Raw genomic sequence first — 20,225 nt, forward strand, 5'->3', positions numbered from 1 at the left:
TTCATTTTCAACGATATTCGTACCTCCGGCGGTGGTACCGATGGAAATGCGATAGCCATCGGCGCCATCCGCGGCCGTCCAGGTAATCCCCGCTCCCAGCCCCGCATCCGTGGCTCTGTCTTCCGGACCGGTAATCGTCGTGCATTCCGGTGCAACTAAAAGCGTAGTGGTGGTGAAGCTGATTTCTGTGCAGCCGTCTGCTTCCCCGGCGGCATTATACGGGATGACGGTAACGTAGTAGGTCGTGTTTTCTTCCCAGTCGGTCGCGTGGTTGTATGTCGTACCGTTTACTTCTTCACCGTCAACGATATCCGCACCTCCGTCCGAAGTGCCGATGGAGATGCGGTAGCCATCAGCGCCATCAGCCGCCGTCCAGGTAATCCCCGCTCCCAGCCCCACTTCCGTGGTTCCGTCTTCCGGACCGGTAATCGTCGTGCATTCCGGTGCAACCAAAAGCGTGGTGGTGGTAAAGCTGATCTCCGCGCAGCCATCTGCTTCACCGGCGGCATTATACGGGATGACGGTAACGTAGTAGGTCGTGTTTTCTTCCCAGTCGGTCGCGTGGTTGTATGTCGTACCGTTTACTTCTTCACCGTCAACGATATCCGCACCTCCGTCCGAAGTGCCGATGGAGATGCGGTAGCCATCAGCGCCATCAGCCGCCGTCCAGGTAATCCCCGCTCCCAGCCCCACTTCCGTGGTTCCGTCTTCCGGACCGGTAATCGTCGTGCATTCCGGTGCAACCAAAAGCGTGGTGGTGGTAAAGCTGATCTCCGCGCAGCCGTCTGCTTCCCCGGCGGCATTATACGGAATGACGGTAACGTAGTAGGTCGTGTTTTCTTCCCAGCCGGTCGCGTGGTTGTATGTCGTACCGTTTACTTCTTCATTGTCAACGATATTCGCACCTCCGGCCGAAGTGCCGATGGAGATGCGGTAGCCATCAGCGCCATCAGCCGGCGTCCAGGTAATCCCCGCTCCCAGCCCCATATCCGTGGCTCCATCTTCCGGACCGGTAATCGTGGTGCATTCCGGTGCAACCAAAAGCGTGGTGGTGGTAAAGCTGATCTCCGCGCAGCCGTCTGCTTCCCCGGCGGCATTGTATGGCACCACGGTAACATAGTAGGTCGTGTTTTCTTCCCAGTCGGTCGCGTGGTTGTATGCCGTGCCGGTCACTTCCTCACCGTCCAAAATGTCAACTCCTTCTGAATTGGTACCAATATAAATCCGATACGCGGTTGCATTGGCGACTGCGCTCCACGTAATTTCCGCGTCGAGCGCAACATCTATGGCACCATTGGCCGGTGCGATAATCGCAGGACATGTTGGAAGAACAATCGTGGATGGGTCTATTTCATACACCCCCATATCAATATTCAGTCCTTGAGCCCGCGCATTCCCATCCAAATCTGAGGACGACGCAGCAGGGGTACCCGAAATACCATTAAATAATACAACCCTACCCGCATCAATTGCGGGACTGCCGGTTTGTAGCCTAAAATCATTGGTGTTGTCAACAAACAAAGGATTAACACCCAACTGATTAGCTGAAGCGATATACTGTTGTAGAATATTTTGACGGACATCCTGCGTGCTTAAATCCCTACTCAAATCTTCGGAATGGATATCCGCGCGGTATCCGCCAGGTTTTGCCGTATTCAGGTAAAAAATCGAGTTGAAAATATGGGTTACACAGTGATTATATTCAGACTGCGCGGCTTCGGACATAATCAATGCAGTATTGGTGTTCCTCACCAAAGTAGTATTCGTAATTTCAATAAACCTATTATTGAAAATCGCGCCACCCCTATCCGTTGCCTGATTGGCAACAAACAGCGAACTGACCACCCTTAGCCCCTCTTCGCTATAATTATATATCGCGCCACCCTGATCAGCGGTATTTTCGTTGAACGTTGCTCGCGCTATCGTGGACGGTTCCGCGAAGCGGTGATTATAAATAGCGCCACCTTTCTCTTGACTGCTATTTCCTTCAAAGCTTGTGGTGACAATTTCGATTCCTCCGAAATTGGTAGCCAAACCACCGCCATTTACTGCCCGGTTGCCTGCAAACCTACAGTTATGAATATTGGTAAGATCACTTCGTATGTATAAGCCGCCACCATTTTCCTCGCTCTCATTATCCTCAAAAATACAATTCTCAAAACGAGTCCCCTCCCCCCAGTTGTGTACGGCTCCACCTGTATATTTCGAATCATTATTCCTAAAAGTTGTATTGACTATCCGCGTATTGTTTCCGAATCGGATATGGATCGCACCACCGCCCATATTTCCAGATGAGCTCACATTTTCAACTACCCTGTTGTTTTCGAATAAGCAATCCGCTATCCGAATATCGTCGCACGACCATAGGTATATAGCGCCCGATCCGATCCGGTGAGCGGAAACGTTATTCCTAAAAATGGAATTGGTTATCGCTAAATTGTTGCTCCTGACATAGATCGCACCCCCGCCTGAGCCATCATTAACATCAACTCCCGTTGCGGCAAAGCCCTCCAAAAAAGTCAACCCATCGATTTCAACTCCTGCAGCGTCGATCTCCATGATTTGGATACTGCCACCACCATCCAACACCGAAGGGTTGGCAGTTATATTTCGATTTGCTCCTACGCCGGTATATCCACCGTTGATGATTAGCTGTTGGGTAATGGATAAAGTGGTTGTGATGGGGTACGTTCCACCGCGCAATCTTAATTCTGAGTTATACGCAGCCGTTGTTACGGCATGCTCAATACTGGAAGCATTTGCCCATGAGGAGCCATCACCTGTGCCATCCGGTGAAACATATATGATGGTCTGGCCCAGCACGAGCGTGCTTGACAACAGCCAGGTAAAAAAGAATGTCAATACGATACGCTGCATGATGCTGCCCTCATCCCTGTCAAAAAAACAAATTGAATTTTTTGTGATTTTATACCGGTAGATATCAGCTGCAAAATTACAACGCTGGAGATTCGTAGCATAGCATCGCACATATACGTCCTATCTACAAGGTTCAGAACGTTATATACAAACTATCTACAGATTAATAGATGCAGCCCAAATCCAGACCGTCCAGAATTCCATTTCCTGGCTATTGATATGATCTTCAAAAAAGAAAAATACGGTTCGTTTTTTTATCTTCGTATCAGGTTAGGATGTCATTTCTTCTGCTCATTAATCATCGAGGGCTGGAAATAAATTAATGTATTATGAACCTAAAAATCGAATCAGAAAACACTTCGTATCTACCGGTAGCTTGGGAATATCGAGAGGTTATTGATGAAGAGATGAACAAAAGGACTACGGGTAAGATTTTCTATTTCTGCCGTAGCGAAGGGATTTGCGAGGCAAAAGGCAGCGTTGCCTTCATGAAAGAAGAAAAACAGAAAGGCCTGTTTATCACGCTTGATACCGGGGCTAAAATAAGGGTGGATCGAATAATAACGTTGTTTGGGAAGCCAGGTGCCGCTTACGACGAATATGATTCGTATGCTAACGCCTGTTTGGATTGCATGGGCGGATACGAAAAAGACGCGCTTTAATGAACTACTGATTTCGCATGTAATCAGCCAATGAAATGGGCTAAATGATAGGTATGACAGTATTTAGTAAAGTCTTTTTTTGGTTTGTAACATTGTTTTCGCCAACCTGCCTCTGCGGCATCTCAACACCTGAGAACAAAAGCTCTGTTTCAGAATTTCAGAATAAACCTGTTGATGAGCGGCTGCACAATGACCTTGCTCACCTGTCGCCACTTGATTTTCTTATCAAACGGTTGCGATCGAAACAAAAACAGTTAACGGATACATTGACCACGAAAGGCTTTTTTGAGGGTAGCGAGCCGTTTTGGAGTCTCAAGATCATAAATAATCGTTACGAATTGCATTGCATCAATGATACGGAAATAGGTGTCTTAACCTTTTCTCAAAAAGCGAAACACAGCGAAAGTTTCTCGTTTAAAGCGGATAAAATATTCGGCACCATCCGGAAATCTAATAGTGGCGGATGTTTGATAGACATCACCGAGGAAGAAAATCCGACACATGAAATTGTATTCAGCTACAAAAACACAACTTACGCGGGTTGCGGGAAGTTTGAATAGAATACCCCCGCTCTCCTCACTAGGGATATAGTAAATATTGCTTACGCATTTCCTTGTAATGGCTCAAGCCCGGTTCCCAGGATTCCCTGATTTCCGTTTCACTCACTCCATCCATAATCTGCTTTTTAAACACATCATTTCCAATCAATGCCTCAATCCTTCCCATCGCTTTGCTCTGCGAGGAGTCGAAAAAGCGTTCTTTCTCTGGAAACGCTTCGTAAAATTCTATCATCCACTGCAGATTAACCTTTCCCGATTTATGTAGCGCTTCAATATCATATTTCCTCAGGTCCACGCCGTAGCAAACGTTATCCTGGTGTAAAGGTGTCTCAGACATCCCCGGTAAGCTCACCGGATTAAACGAAAATTCGTATTGTCCTTTCAACTCCGGTGCCCCAAGCACCGTAAAGGGCATGTAAGTACCCCTCCCTTGGCTGATAATCGTGCCTTCAAACAAGCATAGCGAAGGATACAAGATGATGGAGGCTTGCGAGTTGAGATTTGGCGACGGGCTTACAGGCAGTTCGTAATATAGGTCATGGCTATAGTTCTTTACCGGAATAACCTTAATATCACATTGAACGCCATCGGTCAACCATCCTTCACCATTAAGCATATGGGCAAATTCACCAATGGTCATTCCGTGCGTAATGGGTATCGGGAACTTTCCGATACCCGATTTAAATCGCATATCCAGTATTGGGCCATCGACAAATCCATTGGGATTGGGGCGATCCAGAATAAGCAATTTCTTATCATATGCTGCACAGGTTTCCATGATTTCTGCCAGGGTATTGATATAGGTATAAAATCGGCAACCCACATCTTGGACATCGAAGATGACGATGTCTAACGAGTCCATCTGCGCTTTTGAGGGTTTTCGATTCTTACCGTACAGCGATACAATAGCTATCCCTGTTTTCGGATCGATCTCATCGCCCACCGCCGCACCATTACTTGCATCTTGACGAAAGCCATGCTCGGGACCGAAAATCGTCTTTATATCGACCCCCAATGTAAGTAAGCTATCCACGCTCAATTTATCGCCGATGATGGAAGTCTGGTTAATAACCATACCTACCCGCTTGCCTTCCAAGTACGGAACGTAGGCTTCGATTTGATCAGCACCGGTAATAACGCGATTGTTGTCGAGTGCCTTAGTTTCACCTGACTTTCCGCGCTCCCCCATACAGGAGGACAGCATAATCAGCATAACAAGTAATGTGTTCGTCATTTGTATCATGGTTGTGCTAAGGAATAGTATGCTGTCAGCTTTCCGGCTACTAGGTTTAACTCGCTTTGAGTAAGCGGTCTGTCATACAGGAGAAACCTCGCAATTTCGCCGACGAATGACTCGGTGCCGGGATGTTCAATCGCATCCCGTTCTTGACCAATGGCTAGCTTTGAGGCGTTTGCCAACGTATTTACGGGAAACGGCAGGCTTGCAACAGGTGTTTTGGGGTCATTGATATACAGCGAGAGGGTAACCTGCCCGGTCCCAGCTTCCATATGCCCCATCAGCAGATAATAATCCTGCTGGTTGAGCTGCTCATTGCTTAGCACCATCGGATTATTGGCATCCCAGCGCCCGAACGTTTTGCCGCTTCTGCTACCCATCCAAACCTGATTATTATCAGCGAAACCTCCCCAGAATCCTTCGTAATTCCCCCCGTTTCGTAAGTTGCCAAAAAACGAATTCACATCTTTCAGCTCACCTGACTGCTTACCTGCCTTTATGACACAAAACCACGTATATCCACTACCGGTAATCAGATGGTCAAATGCATCTTCCTCTGCTGCCAATAATTCCTGCTTATTAAAAACAATGGTATTATGGCCATTTAATTCATGAACACCTGTTTTTAGGCGTGGCATTCCTGACCCCTTTATTTTCCGCCCGCCGTCTGTCTTCTCAAATGAACCAACGGAGAAGGTATCTACCTGGTTTATCCATTTTTCGACCCGATTGTCCGGACCAGCAACCACACCGCTATCAGCATTCAGGTCCACAATCAATCCCTTTTTAACAATGGGCGTGTCGATTTCGGTAGTTACGGTGCCCCAAAGGCAAAAGATGATGAGCGGGATCATATGATGATTCTATATTGTCAAGCAATTTATAGTTACGCAAAAAAGTAAAAAGCCGTGCCCCGCAAATTACAACTTAGCCGTCGGTTTTACAAACGTTGCCCCGCTTTATTCGTTACCTCTCGATATTCCGTTAGGGTATGCGGCGCTTTACGGCGAGTGCCCGTAACATCGGAACTACGAGGACGACAATGAGTGGGAATGCAAATATCAATACCGGATTCTTAGCAAAAAGCGTAAAAGTATCCTCCACGCACATGTACTGAAACATGTTGATGACCAGCGCCAGCACTTCCAATAGCAATACCGTACAAATGAGTAGCACGCTCTCCATGTTGTTGTTGACAAACATAGAGAATGATACGTTGAAAAAATAGAAGATGGACACGGTGACGAGCGCCACTAATACGCCGATGAAAATATAAAAATAAATCTCCCAATAGTTTTCCTGATAATCCACCCACAACAACTTGCTAACGTCTGCTACGCTAAACGACGTCATATTGGCAGTCATGGCGTCCCAGCTTCCGGGATAATATCTGGCGATATAATAGTGGCTTTTCAATTGGTCAAAAAAGCCCGGCGTCATATCAGCACGTATCAACCGCTTACCGAGTAGTACAAAATCATCGGTTGCGTTATTCTTTTCTAAAAGCGTCAGCGAACTCCCTTCTATACTTAATGCATACAGGAGATCTTCGTGGCTTGCGGTAGAATCTTGTTTAACGATAATTACATTGAGCTCGGTCTGTCCGAATTTGAAATCCTTACTTGCATCCATCGTCAGTCGGACTGTCTTAACAAACTGCACAAATTGTCGCTTGTCTTGAAAACGATAATCGGGAAAAAACAAGTGGATCCGTTTCACGCTATCGTACGCGGCCATCGATGAAAAAAGGGCGGAAATCGCTCGCTTCATCCGGATGGTGTCTCTCACAAAATGGTAGTCAGCATCCTGTTCATCAATACGGAGCAAGAATTCGGGTGTACACTGTCCGCCTTCGTTTGGACACCTGTAGCTTAGCCTATTGGCGGTGCCGGTTTCATCTAAATAGACCTCCCGCATGGCGAACTCGGGAGAGAGCCGATGTATGGAATCAAAAGGAAGCAGGTAATTGTAGTATACCTGTGCGGTGATGTCATCAATCTTGCCCAGCGAATCCATCAACGCATTGTAATAGTCAAATTGCTGCAGCAATGATGAAAGTGAAACCGTGTCTCCGAGCATCTGCTTAAAAAAGGGATCGAATCGACTCACAAAGATCGTGTCGCGGATGGTATCCCTGGGAAGTTCCTTGAGCCGCTCAAAAGTATCCTCTGTTTCCAAGTAATATTTTGGAAACTCATCGTCATAATTAATCTGCGACCATGCCGCTGAGCAGATGAGCATCAAAAGGAAAGATAGGCTAATTACGCGTGTCTTCATAACCAAATATTATTGTAAGACCAATTTGCTATGTTTCTCCTGCTCAGCCCGCAGCCCATACCGCAGTATTTCCTCGGTGAGTTGAGGTTTATCCGCCCCATGCAGTTTGATGGCGCATCGCTGCACGACGTTTGCAATGCTGCCTCCCGATAGGTCTATCGATGCGGCCAACCGCAGTAATTTGGCCGTTTCCGCATCACTCCATACCGATGGCACCATACTTTCCCACAACCGTAACCGCATGGCTTGATCCGGCATCGGAAAATAAAGCACAGTCTGAAAACGGCGAAAAAAAGCCTCATCGATATGGTCTTTCAAGTTAGAAGCTAAAATGACTGTACCAGGAAAATCCTCAATGCGTTGCAGCAAATAGGCAACTTCCTGATTGGCGTGGCGATCGTTGGCACTATTGGTTTCCGATCGCTTGCCAAAAAGCGCATCAGCCTCATCGAAGAATAGAATCCATCGCTGATGGGCGGCCCGATCGAATACTTTGGCCAGGTTCTTTTCGGTTTCACCGATATATTTTGAAACGGTCATGGAGAGATCAACCCGGTATACGTCAAGATGGTGCTGTTTACCAAGCAGCGTCGCCGTGAGTGTTTTCCCCGTGCCGGGGGGGCCATAGAACAGGCAGCGGAGCCCGGGCTTAATGACCCGCTCCAACCCCCACTGCTGCCTAATCTGGTCCCCTTCTGCAATCCAACACGAAATATCATCCAGCTCATCACTAAGGTAATGGGGTAGTACGAGATCATCCCATGTTAACAGCGTGGTAATGCGTTTGGCCGGAAAATCCACACTATAATCCGGATGGTAATGATCGTTGCCAAGAAGTCTGGCAAGAAATTCTTCAGAAAGGCAAAGACGGCCACTCAGCAATGGCTCATCGCTGCTCCCCGCCTCCAGTCGAAGGATGTTACGCCGGTAAAACCAATGTTCGCGGCTTAGCAAGCGTACAGCAAGCTGCCTACCGTCGGCACGCGCAATGGCAAGTATAAAGGCGGCAGTGTCACCTGTGGGCAGAAAGCCACTATGCGTACTTCCCCGCCAACCACCAAACTCGGTGTAAGGTCGGTCAAGCTGTTTATTCTGGATAAAAAACAAATCAAGTGCCTGAGGATAAATATGGGGCATGATGGCTAACAACAGAACCACCTGTTCTTCCCACCGTAAATCACAACCCACCAGATCCGAAAATTGGTCATCTTCCGGAATGGGAACGTCCTCCAAAGCCGTGTAGTCACTGTCCTGTTTAAAGTAAAGCGCAAACGCTGCATGCAGCAATGTTTGGAAGTAATGTATTTGAGCGTTCATTTTCACTTATCTCCAGTGTACGATCATGGGTTTCGCCATCCATGGGTAGCGAATGTTCCGAAATTGCCAAGGTACCGAATCGATCAGTACATCATAGGTTTGTTCTTCAACCGTGAGTTCATAGGTCTCTGCGGTTTCCACGAGCTTTCCACGCCTACACAGAAATGCTTCTCGAAACCCGGCAGGTGTGGTATGCTTCATTTTCTCCCAGTGGCCCAATGCGCCATTGATGAGTGAATCGATTGTCGCTATTTCTGCATCATTTAGCTCAATGGCCATCGGTACCGCCGTAGTAACCGGAAGACCGGCCAGCAGTTTCATCAATGGTAGCTCGTGCTCCTCCGCCTCCGCATTGCCAGTAGCAAGGTATTGCAGCACAAAAACGGCCCGCAATGCGGATTCGTGACTGGCAAATCGATTGGCTACAACCAGCTCCAGCATATTCACCAATCGTGGCAGAAAAGGCGAGAGCAATACAAGGCCTGCGCCATGCAGGTCGAACAATGGTTCGCTAAGCGGACGCTCCGATTCCCGTTTAGGTCGCTCAGGAGGGGCCGGCTCGATTTCGCTTTCACGCCAAGAAAAAGCCAACTGCTTTTTTGTATTAGCAAATGCGTAAATGAGCGGCTTCATAAATGTAGGAGCCATGCGTCGGAGACGGATATGATAATGTTGCAATTGGGCAAGTTCCGTTTCGGTGAGCTTACGGATAGAGAATAGCCACAACCAGCGCAGCAGCTGCATGTGGTCCCGCCTACTAGGGTGCCCTTCAGGTAAAGCGGACCATTGGCTGCGCAACAATTCTTCATCGTTGAAATCCACACGCCAAAGTGCTCGAAAGGCTTGCTTAAACCACTTCAGCCATTCCTCAACAACGGATACTTCTGCTGGTATCTTTCCTGTGGCAATCAGCGGTACCTTCCGCTTTTTCAACTGCTCCCGATCATAAAGGCGGTGGATGATATCGGCGAGCGGGCGAAGCAATTCATTCGACGAGCCAGCCAGCGCACCATAAAGATATTCCAACAACTCAGCTGTGTACAGATTATAATGTGCAGCGATTCGATGCAGGATAGCATAAGTGAATTGTTCACGGTTAAACGCCGAATCTGCTTGTTCGATCAATACAGCAAAAATGAATCCCCATTTCAGCCTCCGGAACTCCCCACCTGCCTTTCCCTGCAAAAGCCCGGCTTTTTCATGATGATGATCTAACGCCTGGGCACAGGCAATCACGTAGGTTGCCGCTGATGGATATAGCAAGCGCAACAAAACACTATCCTGCTCTTCTGTCAGGCGGTCCAACAGTGACTGTCGTTTGTCACGATTTGCCAATATAACCTTGAGTTCGCTTACGGCATCGGCACGAAGTTCGCGCGTTGCCGCGTATTGGCGCATGAGCTCGGCCAACCAAGTGACTGCCTCAGCACGGGCGGCCTCAGCGGGTGGTGGTTTGGCATGGGTCTCTGCCTGTAATGTATCCAGGGCGATACGTAGCGAGTTCGGCACGTGCAGTTGGTCCAGGACGCCGTAAAGGTAGGTCAGAATTTCCTGCCATTGGAGATTATAATGCGCCGCAATAGCGATTAGGACCGCTTTTATGAAATGTCTACGGTTAAAGCCGGTGCCTTTATCGTCGAGTAGTATTGGGAAGATAAATTGCCATTTGACTTGTTGAAAATCTGAACCAACACGCCCTTGGAGGTGTCCGTAACGATGCGCATGCGTCAACGTTTTGGCATAGGCGACAACAAAATCACCTTCTATCGGAAAAATAAGGTAGACGATCCGATGGATGGCATCTTCGCTGAGCGACCTGAGGAACACTCGGCTGCGCTCGGCACTGGATAGGTTCGTTAACAGCTGCTGCCTGGGGCTGATGCCCTGAGAAGACATCGACTCCGCTTTCAGTTCACGAAGAATGAGCAGCAACTCAATGGATTTATGTTGTCGGGAAAGGTAGTGATCCAACTGCGTAGTGACCAATTGAACCAGTGTCTGATAGTTAACATTATACTTAGCCGCTAGTCCACCAATGGTATGCTTTAAGAAAGCTTTACGGTCAAAATACGAACCTCTATCGGTGAGCAGATACCCCAGCACGATGCGCCAAACGGCACGCCTGTAGTCGGATTGCTTGGTATCAGGCCTTTCAATTAACCGGTATTTGGTAATCACCAGGTGGGCATAGGTACAGATAAACGCACTATCTGCCGGCACCAATAAACGTATAGTCTGGACGATTTCTTCATCGCGGAGCTGAAATGCCAACCGCTCCTGAAGGGAAGTGAAATGACCATATCGTTGGAGAAAACGTTTGAATTGCCGAGCGTATGTTTTTAACACATCTGTATAGAGCGATTTCAACGACCGTTGGCTGCCCCTCGCATGCCAGGGTAAGCTGCCATGAAGCAAGAGGTGGCACAACACCTCCAGATCATCGGCCTCGGCAGTCAGTCGTTGATAGCTTACTTCCGGAGCATCGGCAGCGAGGACATCGCGCAACGCTTCTTCGAGCCGTTCACGCAGGCGGACAGGAAAGTCTTCATCGAACCGATCCGGATTGATCACTCCCAGATCGACTTCCAGCCGTTTTAGATGAATGGTCATCCCGCTTTGCTCATGCGCATCGATAACGGATTCCATAATCGGCAGTACGTGCATTTCAAAGAACGTGTCCCAACGGCCATACAGCTTATGCGCAAACGATTCGTCTTGCGTATCAAACAGATGGTATAACTCAGCTATTTGGTTCATAGCAGTTCACGCAACTTGGATGAATGAGCAATAACGGCCGAAAGGTTTCGCGCTGCCCAGGCCTTTTTCCAATTGAAGTATTCGGATTCAAATTGCGCTATCCGAGGGGATGCTGCCCAACGGTAATGCACTAGGAGGTGGGCTGGAAGGCGCGCCGTAAACAGATCGGTAATTACCGATTTTCCGAAGCGCAGGCCAATTTGCTCATCAAGGACAACCGTAAGTTGTTGATGGTGCTTAGGAGGTCTTCCGGCAGCATCAAGCAGCAAAATATCTTCTACAATATAGAACGTTTCATGGAGTCTCCCTTTCTTCGCTGCCTCGTGGTGTTCCAGGTTTCCCAGCAGTGCACTAATTAGCTGCTTAACGGTTGGGATACTCCTCAGGGTCGTATCGGTGATATCCATCGCTTTGTTTCTTACCCTATTAAAATCGACCAAATGCTCAAGAAGATTAGCGCGCTGCGTGTTGGCAGCGGCATCCGGCTTGATTGTATGCGATGCTGGCAATGGTTGGGTATTTTCGCCATACACGACGTCAAGCACATCGAAATAAGCAGCCTTCGTTTGATGCATCACCAAGTGGTCCAAAAGCGTCTCTGACTGCATTTTTGCGTGGTCCAGCAGCCGCTCAGGATCTTTGATTTCCCTCGGCGAGAACGGCTTTGGTAGGTCTGCCGACAAGCCCAGCAAAACACCCATTTGTGCAACCTGCTGCTGCGTTAGTGAAAGCATCTGATCAAAAAGCATCAAATAAGCACTGAGTTGCATCAGTTGTGCATGCCGTTGCGGCGATATACCAGCAGGTGCCCCGCGATCGTTCACACCATAGCAATCAGGCAGATTATACCGAATAGGCCGATATTCCGGGGTAAATGGAGGAGCCGGTTCGCGATCTCGAAAGACTCGTGCTATTTGGATATCATCCGGCAAACCGCTTGCAGGTGCACGCTTATCTGATACATCGTCGAATCTGATTTTATTGAGTTGTTCGCCGAGGTTACGGTGGCGATGATAAAGCCGGAAAATTTCCGTACGTACCTGTTTAGCACTGCTGAGGTCATCCAGTACCACACGGATGGAATAATAGCCGTTGTCCAGCTGCACTTCGCAATCCCGGATACCCTGGATGTGGCTTTTCAGGAGCATTTCGTAATCTCCTGTGGTCAACACGGTCGGCGAAAATACCTGGTCCGCCGGCAAAAACCCCAATTGATCGAGGGATGGCTTTCGGGTGGATGGATCGACCAGGTAACTGCTGAAGTCGAAATCAAATTTATAATGTAAATCCAACAACCCGTAGCAAACAACCTCCATCAATGTCACACCGGGATCATGGGCATTATAATCGGTCCATCGTTTACCACTGAGCCGCTGCACCAATTGCAAAGTTTCCGTATTCAAACGGCTATAGGTACTTGCCGCCCTATCCCTTCTTCTTAACACCATGATGCCGTCATTTTTGATGTTGATTAACCATGGAAAACGGATGCCACATTTTCGGATTATCCCATAGACTGCTGATATGGTATTCGATCATCACTCCCTCGTCGTATTTGAAAAGGGTCTTCAATTGCAGCCGGCAGGAAAACGTACCTTTTACTTTCTGCCATCGAATGCATATGCGGTTGCCGAACAAACCATAATATGATCTTGTGCGTCGGATGCGCCTTTTGCTACCGAAGCAGTGCATGGCAAGTGCAGATAGCAACGCGTAACGGCCCTTGTTGTGGTGGCCACAACCCGCTGCGACCTCAAACATCCAGCAGCCTTCATGCTGAACTTGCTTTTCATCGAGCAAATCGTGCCATTTACCGTCGGCCGGTACCCGTCCGTTAGCGAATGCGCCTTTTCTACCAATGCTGTGCACCAATCCGTTAACCACCACATCGCCACCATGTTGGCCGATCTGCTTATCGTCGTCGTATTTGATTGTGATCGCAGGTTCGGGAGATGTGTCACCATCGCGACGCCGGATAACTAGATCTTTATTCGAACTGTTTAGTGCGATTTCCCAAATCGGATGGATATCTCCGGGTTTCAGAAAGGTAGAAATAACAACACCTTTTTCAGTTTGCGGGGCTAAACCAATGCCGATCTGAGGTGAACTTGAAAAGCCGTCGTCAAGGGTATTCAGTGTCGAATCGATCAGGTCACGAAACGCCGACTCCGTAGGCCTGCTACCGTTTTTGAAATATTCTTTCAGCGTATCCCGGTTTCTCCTCATAATACAAAGTTTTCGTCGATGCTCATTTCATTGATGCCAAATTGGCGATCCAATGTGGATGAAACCACATGATAGGAAGCGGGCACCATCACCGCGTGTTGTCGGGTGGGTGCTATGGACTCCTGCAGATTTACTTCGCTTTTGAGTATATAGCGTGTCTTATCTCCGTTAATCAATTGTATAACCTCCAACTGTTGGATATCCTTGATTTGTGGCAATACACTCAACTCGTCTTGAAGTTGTTGCAACGTAAACGTGTAGCCCAATATCGGCGCCTCATCGGTGCCACGCCACGGCGCAATGCAATGGTTGATCACATTAGTCGCAAGCAACTGGAAATTATCGTCAGCAGCGTGATCGAATAATACCACCTGACACCGAACCATCACTTCTTCGCAAATCGGATTGATCGCATCTATACGCGTCACATAGGCCGATACACGCGGACCGAGGTATTCTTCGATATCCAACAAAAGTTCTGGCGAACATCGTGCAAACGGCTGCGTCGCCGCGGGATCTGTTTGTGGTACGACAACCAAGGTGACCACACCTGGTGTCGTAGCTGTTCGTCCGTGATTTTTCTTGACGTCGGTAGCCGGCAAACACTTAACCTTCCGTACAGTAGGAAACTGTTGCAGTACCATTCGTTCAAAATCCCGTGGGGTAACGGCTCGCCCGCGATGTGAGCTGTATTCGGATACGCGTAGCAACTTTGCTTGTGCAGACTCTTGCGTAATCTCACCGGTAAATGGCGTGATCTGCTCAACGGTGGCGATGCCCGGGTGCTTGACTTCGGTTGCATCCAGTACGAACCCATCTGGCAGTGCTGTCTGAAAATATGCGGGATCTCGTTGTACCTCCACCGAATTGATGACAATACGTTTGATACTGGAAACGGCATGTTCGTTTTGCGTGATGGCCGCACAAAGCCAAATACGCCCATTGCAATCGCGTATGCCCTGTTCCGGCACTGCCGGCAACCGGAATTTAATCATTCCACTGGTCAGAAAATTACGGGTCGTATTTTTCAGTACGGTACCGCTCGGCAATTTTTGCCACTGGTAGCTATCACCCCAATACCATGTGACAACGGGTATTTCCTCGCGGCTCACCTCCCGGTTTTGGGGCATAAATTCGATATAAAACTGAAATTCATCGTGGCTCTTTGCTCCATCCAACTCAAACAGTAAATTGGCATCATGTGGTGTTGAATACGCAAATGGAAGCGGTGCTTTTTCAAGGGTTGGATAGATTTTCTTCGTACCGAACGGATGGACATGATAAAGCGCAGTTCCCTGCGGTGAGGGATCAATCAACACGTTTATCTCGTCTCTGGCTGTATAGGATAGCGAAATCCGTTTAATCAATGGATTAACCGGTGAATTAACACTGATTTTACGTCTCTTCCGCAGCGCCTGTTTGATGAGCGAGGTGGTAAATAAATCACGGTATACGTGTTCCCCGAATCCGATATCGGGGCCTTTCAGTTCGAAATTGACAAACCCCGCCTTAGACCGGAAGCCATAGTCATAGGTAGCTTCATCGATCTTGATGGGAGGCATATTGGCTACATTCACGTTCCGCAACATGCTTTCTCCAACAAGCTTTCCGGCCGGCTCAGGTCCACCCGATGGCAGTTCGTCCTCGGTCGCAAAGAGAAAGAGCGGCTTGCGTTGATGTGTATCCCGCCACTTGTAATCCGCGAGGTAGCTCGGTTGTATTACGAAAGATCGGTTATCAATATCGGCTCCGTAGTGCGCATAATGTGATTGGAGCCCCCCCGGGATGATCGGCAATTGCTGCCATTCGATAGACAAGTCTAACGACTCCGTATTTTTACTGGCCATTTCATAGTTGCCTACCGTAAACCATGCGCCGAGCGAGGTGTTGATGCCAAACGGTGCGAAGGGCGCAGACAGGTCTACCCTACCCAGATCATTGTAAAACAGAATGTCCGTAATCCCTTCCACCCGGGCATCGATTACGATCTTCGTCAATAGCAAATGTTGCAACCATGCATAGGGAAACAACCAAGAGTCGCGGTTAATCAGGATTTTCAACATGGGGTATTCCGAAGCGATACCATGCGAATCGTTGCGACAGGGCACGGTAGCGGCAAATTGTTCAGAAAGCTCAAACTTCAGCGCAAGGGCTGAGTCCATCCCACCGATGGAAAAAAAATAGTTCGGGATGGCAGTCCAGCCGTCAGCGGTACTGATCTCCAGGTAAAACAGCTGGTTGAATACCTTTTGGAGGCCAATGAGCTTGGCTTCCTTCCAAGGGGTATTGAACGGCAGGGTAGCCTGTAGCGATTTCAATACGATCACCACCTTGCGAAGCTGACTGAAACCGCCAAGGCGGAGTTTTTCGGTCACAAATGATAGGGTAACATTGCGTTTCCCCTCCCGCAGCAGTAATCCCGGAGATGCAATTTGCAAACCAATAGGTTGCTGTTCGCTCCGTCCTGCATAAAAGTCGGTCCCAAACATCAATCGTGAAGCTGAGGGGTTTTCCAGCAGGTTCATTTTTCGTATTGCCGTAACGGCTTCAAATATATTGGCGGGGAACACCTCTGGATGGCGTTCAAAATATAACAGATAGGCCGCGTGTACCCGGACATCACAGATGGTAAGGTCTTCCACGAGCCGATAACGTATGCGCTGGTTGAATTTTGCATTTCCATCCGTGATGGACGTCGCCCTTGGCACGATAACCACATCCGTGCCCTTTTTTTGGAAAGTGATCACGGCGCGGTCGGCAACCGGTGGCAAGCTATCCACCTGCAGCACGTCGCTTACGTACCAATCGGCCAACCCGTGCCACCTATCATTGAACCCATCAGCGAGGCGATGTAATTGTTCCAAAAATGCATACAATAGCGCTTGTCCCGGTTCCATGTACCCTTCGGGAATCCCATTCGCGCCACGATCAACCGATAGCAATCCCTCCAAATCAACCAATAGTTGATCAAAATAGCCATCTGGTATATCGTCTGCATTATGATAACGAATGGCTCCTGCAATTGCCAACACCTGCTTCAGGAGTACTTCCCTAGCATGGTACACCGGTTTGAAGCGGTGCAAAGCCGCCAACCGGGCTATTCGTTGTTGCTGACTCAAGCCGTCTTTCATCGTACGATCGTTCCTTCTGCAAAATAATAGGGGTAGACCATGTTGCTACGTGTATTCGTTTGCTGTACGCGGTACTCCAAGTGAATGAACAATATCCCCTCTTCTTCATCTTTTGTTCGAATCGTTAACTGTTCTACGGCTATCCGAGGTTCGTGATAAAGAATAGCCTGTCGGATACTGTCTTCGATGAGCGTACGCGTGGAAAGATTCATTTCATGGAACGTCCATTTGTTGATTTGGCATCCATAATCGAAACGGAATATCCGCTGGCCCGGAGATGTGGAAAAAAGGATGTGCAGGCTCTGCCTGATATCCTCCTCCTCACTGACCATAGCCGCGCCCTCCCCTTTTACGAATTGCGGGGGAAACGCCCATCCGCGACCCAAATATGCTTTATCTTCCATATGATTATCCTCCTATCATGACCGTTGGCAATCCCAAAATAATGCTGCCCCCATGCGCGCAGCTATCGCCTTGGCGCGCCGCCGGCCGCCCTCCGATAAAGACGGTAGTAGATCCCATCACCACCGAATCTGGTGGGCCTACGCAAGTGCAAAGATCGCCGACCACCGAGGCAGGTAACCCGCCGATTAACACCGTAGGAACCCCAGGGCCTACAATCGGGCCACCGACATGGGGCACGGGCGGCAAGCCCGGGGTTTGCATCGGACATGCGTGCATGTCTGTTATTCGTGCTGCTGGTGGCATCTGTTTTCTATTTTTGTATACCGCAACGACCTTGTTAATTGATCATAACCATGGCTCCCCGCAAAACAGTCTGCCCCGCTGCCGACACCTCCGCCTTGGCATTGCCTTTTAAGGTAAGGGCCATATCAGCCTTAGCTTCTACATTGGCTGCTCCGATTTCCAATGACGTCTTCGCGGTCGCTTTCAGTGCTGTACCGGCATTGATGCTTACATCGGTCTTTGCATTGATTGTCAGCGAGGATGCCGATTCAATAACCACACCACTACTCCCCATTTCAATCTTATTTTGGTTCATGTCAATTAGCCGCATTGCTTTGTCTTTGTCATTCAGTTCGATGCTGTTACCGGAGGGGGTTTTCACGGTTACCACCTTATTTTCTTCGTCCAATTCGATAACGATACCCGAGCGTGTCGTGATGGCCCGTATCGCATTTTCCGCAGTGATTTCGTATGCCGGTTTCCGCTTACTGCTGTACAGGCTTCCCAATACAATGGCATGAGCAGGATCTCCACCCAAAAACCCGAGTACAACCTCGTCTCCTACCTCGGGCATATGGAAGAGGCCAAAGCCGTCACTAGCCCACCCCTGTGCTAGCCGCGCCCAAATCAACTGGTTGCTTTTGTCATACATGGGCAATTCTACCTGAATGCGATATTCATTGCTGGGGTCGGCATCCAGCTTCGACACCACACCGATGCACAACCCATGCACGCCGGGGACGAATCCAAACGCAGGCGGCACGGTCACTGCAGGCAGTTGCGTAATATCGTCCGAATCCAAGCCCAGCTGCACCGTGGTGTACCAGCCCGTCTCATCCAGCGTGTGTTCTACAGCACCTACATAAGCGTTACCGTTGAACCGACTACCTAAGCCCTCCAATTCCAATAGCCCCCCGAGCACTACCCCCGCATCGCCGTTGAATTTACACGTACCCCTGATACGGGAAAGGCCCAAACGCAACACCTTCGCATCCGCCCATGCCTGCAACGTTGCCTGATCGCTGGTGGCATTGAAAATCGTTTCACCTGTATTGGCAATTGCGGCTGCCAGCTTCTGTTGATCGATATCCCCCTGGTCATTCAATGTTGGACTGGCGCTCTGTGTTTCCACAGTCGATTGCGTGGCTGGATCCCAACCCAACGCACTGACCTGATCCTGCTGGCCAGCGGCGTTGAGCTCGCCGTGGAATTCCAGCAGGTCGATTCCGTAGGTGACCCGAACCGTGGGCGCTCCCGATACGTCGGGCCTCGCTACGCGGACGGCCTTTCCATCGGTTATGATAACCAATCCGTTTGCATCCGCCCGGGAGGTGATAAAATCCCAATCGGTTGAACAATGCTGAACGACCTCGGGATGCACGGCCGACGTGGAAGCCACCGATGCGTCGATTTGAGAATAGGCGCCAAGCAATGTGGCGATGATATCACTATCCGTTTTATCGTTGAATACCCGATTGAAACGGCTTTGAGTTGTTTGTACCGCGTAATGCCGGCACTCTACCTCCAAGGTGGTATCATTGGCACCGAGTACCCTCACCGAATGAGAAACCACGACACCTTCAAATAACACCTCTTCGTCATCGCCGTATCCGGCAGCGATACTGACAGATTTTCCGGGCAAAAATGTGGACTCTTCACTTTCTGGGATGGTGGCATTAGGCATATCACCTGCCCGGAAAACAAGCAACGCTTTACCAATACGGTTTACTTCGTTGCGAATAGTAAAAGACAGGAGCTGAAACAATGGATTGATGGCAGCTCCATCACTCATTACGGTATACCGCACAGCCCCGCCTATACTTGCTGATACTGCTCTTGCCATTACCTTACCAATGGTGGAAACGTCAACCGCGTTCCGGGTTTCACATCCTTTATGCCGGCCAATCCATTAAGCCGCGCGATATCCGTACAATACGTTGCATCGCCGTAGATTTCATTACACCAAAACGGGATACTCTCATCAGCTTTCAGCTCGATAACCCGAGAAAGGTCTGGAGACTTTAGGTTCGCCTGTTTAGCTGCCTGCCATTTGTCCATGTAGCCGATCAGGTTGAACATAATGGTCACGCGGAGCGGCTTTCCACTTGATGCGAAAAGCGTAAACTTATAATCCAAGCTTACTAACCCTCCCTTGAAAATGAAGCTGCCCCAATTTACCTTCAAGTAATTTGGGGTGTGGATATCACCGTTGATTTCATAGACCACCTGCTCCAGTTCATTGATCTGTTGGGGAATGTCCCGGCTGTCTGTCACTGCGCCCGTGCTATCGAGCAATGTTTCAAACTGGAAAGAAACCGGATCGTGAAAGGCATATTCGGGTGTCTGATTCTGAACACCCAGGGCATTGCCGTAACTACTCTTGATTTTCTTGCTGTAGCTAATCGTCGAAGGATTGACCTGCAGCGCAAATGATTTCCCCGTATCGCGTTCGAACTTAACGTCCATATACGCGTATATGACCATTTTCGACATA

General features: G+C 48.9%; 15 protein-coding genes. 2 read left to right on the forward strand and 13 right to left on the reverse strand.

What is annotated here, in order from left to right; all coding sequences use genetic code 11:
* The coding region (locus IEV98_RS14700) for a choice-of-anchor Q domain-containing protein (RefSeq protein WP_194444873.1) at window positions 1-2,877 on the reverse strand (2,877 nt) is incomplete at its 3' end.
* Between the two features lie 329 nt (window positions 2,878-3,206).
* Between IEV98_RS14700 and IEV98_RS14705 the strand changes: the two genes are divergently transcribed.
* Together IEV98_RS14705 and IEV98_RS14710 are read left to right on the forward strand one after the other, a co-directional pair.
* The gene (locus tag IEV98_RS14705; RefSeq protein WP_188506785.1) at window positions 3,207-3,539 is read left to right on the forward strand and encodes a hypothetical protein; all 333 of its coding nucleotides are present in this window, start codon (window positions 3,207-3,209) and stop codon (window positions 3,537-3,539) included.
* Window positions 3,540-3,592: 53 nt separating this feature from the next.
* Entirely contained in the window at window positions 3,593-4,099 is a 507-nt protein-coding gene (locus IEV98_RS14710; protein ID WP_188506786.1) for a hypothetical protein, read from the forward strand.
* 19 nt (window positions 4,100-4,118) lie between these two features.
* On the opposite strand, the gene IEV98_RS14715 is transcribed toward IEV98_RS14710, so the two are convergent.
* The 12 genes from IEV98_RS14715 to IEV98_RS14770 all read right to left on the reverse strand — a co-directional run bounded on the left by IEV98_RS14715 (window position 4,119) and on the right by IEV98_RS14770 (window position 20,224).
* Window positions 4,119-5,333 (reverse strand): exo-beta-N-acetylmuramidase NamZ family protein, encoded by a 1,215-nt coding sequence (locus tag IEV98_RS14715; RefSeq protein ID WP_307726860.1) that lies wholly within the window; start codon window positions 5,331-5,333, stop codon window positions 4,119-4,121.
* Between the two features lie 5 nt (window positions 5,334-5,338).
* On the reverse strand, window positions 5,339-6,190 hold the full coding sequence (locus IEV98_RS14720; protein ID WP_188506788.1) for a LamG-like jellyroll fold domain-containing protein: 852 nt from the start codon (window positions 6,188-6,190) through the stop codon (window positions 5,339-5,341).
* A gap of 130 nt (window positions 6,191-6,320) precedes the next feature.
* On the reverse strand, window positions 6,321-7,613 hold the full coding sequence (locus tag IEV98_RS14725; RefSeq protein ID WP_188506789.1) for a hypothetical protein: 1,293 nt from the start codon (window positions 7,611-7,613) through the stop codon (window positions 6,321-6,323).
* Between the two features lie 9 nt (window positions 7,614-7,622).
* Complete coding sequence (locus IEV98_RS14730; RefSeq protein WP_188506790.1) at window positions 7,623-8,930, reverse strand: ATP-binding protein; 1,308 nt, start codon at window positions 8,928-8,930, stop codon at window positions 7,623-7,625.
* 6 nt (window positions 8,931-8,936) lie between these two features.
* The gene (locus IEV98_RS14735; protein ID WP_188506791.1) at window positions 8,937-11,687 is read right to left on the reverse strand and encodes a contractile injection system tape measure protein; all 2,751 of its coding nucleotides are present in this window, start codon (window positions 11,685-11,687) and stop codon (window positions 8,937-8,939) included.
* The gene (locus IEV98_RS14740; RefSeq protein ID WP_188506792.1) at window positions 11,684-13,135 is read right to left on the reverse strand and encodes a hypothetical protein; all 1,452 of its coding nucleotides are present in this window, start codon (window positions 13,133-13,135) and stop codon (window positions 11,684-11,686) included. The genes IEV98_RS14735 and IEV98_RS14740 overlap by 4 nt, the downstream gene beginning before the upstream one ends.
* 7 nt (window positions 13,136-13,142) lie before the next feature.
* Window positions 13,143-13,913, reverse strand: coding sequence for a hypothetical protein (locus IEV98_RS14745; protein WP_188506793.1), 771 nt, complete (start codon window positions 13,911-13,913; stop codon window positions 13,143-13,145).
* Window positions 13,910-17,044 carry a baseplate J/gp47 family protein gene (locus IEV98_RS14750; RefSeq protein WP_188506794.1) on the reverse strand — a complete coding sequence of 1,045 codons (3,135 nt, stop codon included), beginning with the start codon at window positions 17,042-17,044 and terminating at the stop codon, window positions 13,910-13,912. The genes IEV98_RS14745 and IEV98_RS14750 overlap by 4 nt, the downstream gene beginning before the upstream one ends.
* Window positions 17,041-17,448, reverse strand: coding sequence for a GPW/gp25 family protein (locus IEV98_RS14755; protein ID WP_188506795.1), 408 nt, complete (start codon window positions 17,446-17,448; stop codon window positions 17,041-17,043). Before IEV98_RS14755 ends, IEV98_RS14750 begins: the two co-directional genes overlap by 4 nt.
* A 4-nt stretch (window positions 17,449-17,452) precedes the next feature.
* Window positions 17,453-17,752 carry a PAAR domain-containing protein gene (locus tag IEV98_RS14760; RefSeq protein WP_188506796.1) on the reverse strand — a complete coding sequence of 100 codons (300 nt, stop codon included), beginning with the start codon at window positions 17,750-17,752 and terminating at the stop codon, window positions 17,453-17,455.
* A 34-nt stretch (window positions 17,753-17,786) separates the two neighbouring features.
* A complete protein-coding gene (vgrG, locus tag IEV98_RS14765; RefSeq protein ID WP_188506797.1) occupies window positions 17,787-19,574 on the reverse strand; it encodes a type VI secretion system tip protein VgrG in 1,788 nt (595 codons plus the stop codon).
* Window positions 19,574-20,224 (reverse strand): CIS tube protein, encoded by a 651-nt coding sequence (locus IEV98_RS14770; protein ID WP_307726861.1) that lies wholly within the window; start codon window positions 20,222-20,224, stop codon window positions 19,574-19,576. Before IEV98_RS14770 ends, vgrG begins: the two co-directional genes overlap by 1 nt.
* Window position 20,225: the final 1 nt, after the last annotated feature.

Source organism: Parapedobacter pyrenivorans (assembly GCF_014636865.1).
GTDB lineage: Bacteria > Bacteroidota > Bacteroidia > Sphingobacteriales > Sphingobacteriaceae > Parapedobacter > Parapedobacter pyrenivorans.

Excerpts from the sequence above, each read along its gene's own strand:
- IEV98_RS14705 (WP_188506785.1), top strand. The coding sequence starts at position 3,207 with ATGAACCTAAAAATCGAATCAGAAAACACTTCGTATCTACCGGTAGCT.
- IEV98_RS14710 (WP_188506786.1), top strand. The coding sequence starts at position 3,593 with ATGACAGTATTTAGTAAAGTCTTTTTTTGGTTTGTAACATTGTTTTCG.
- IEV98_RS14715 (WP_307726860.1), bottom strand. The coding sequence starts at position 5,333 with ATGACGAACACATTACTTGTTATGCTGATTATGCTGTCCTCCTGTATG.
- IEV98_RS14720 (WP_188506788.1), bottom strand. The coding sequence starts at position 6,190 with ATGATCCCGCTCATCATCTTTTGCCTTTGGGGCACCGTAACTACCGAA.
- IEV98_RS14725 (WP_188506789.1), bottom strand. The coding sequence starts at position 7,613 with ATGAAGACACGCGTAATTAGCCTATCTTTCCTTTTGATGCTCATCTGC.
- IEV98_RS14730 (WP_188506790.1), bottom strand. The coding sequence starts at position 8,930 with ATGAACGCTCAAATACATTACTTCCAAACATTGCTGCATGCAGCGTTT.
- IEV98_RS14735 (WP_188506791.1), bottom strand. The coding sequence starts at position 11,687 with ATGAACCAAATAGCTGAGTTATACCATCTGTTTGATACGCAAGACGAA.
- IEV98_RS14740 (WP_188506792.1), bottom strand. The coding sequence starts at position 13,135 with ATGGTGTTAAGAAGAAGGGATAGGGCGGCAAGTACCTATAGCCGTTTG.
- IEV98_RS14745 (WP_188506793.1), bottom strand. The coding sequence starts at position 13,913 with ATGAGGAGAAACCGGGATACGCTGAAAGAATATTTCAAAAACGGTAGC.
- IEV98_RS14750 (WP_188506794.1), bottom strand. The coding sequence starts at position 17,044 with ATGAAAGACGGCTTGAGTCAGCAACAACGAATAGCCCGGTTGGCGGCT.
- IEV98_RS14755 (WP_188506795.1), bottom strand. The coding sequence starts at position 17,448 with ATGGAAGATAAAGCATATTTGGGTCGCGGATGGGCGTTTCCCCCGCAA.
- IEV98_RS14760 (WP_188506796.1), bottom strand. The coding sequence starts at position 17,752 with ATGCCACCAGCAGCACGAATAACAGACATGCACGCATGTCCGATGCAA.
- vgrG (WP_188506797.1), bottom strand. The coding sequence starts at position 19,574 with ATGGCAAGAGCAGTATCAGCAAGTATAGGCGGGGCTGTGCGGTATACC.
- IEV98_RS14770 (WP_307726861.1), bottom strand. The coding sequence starts at position 20,224 with ATGTCGAAAATGGTCATATACGCGTATATGGACGTTAAGTTCGAACGC.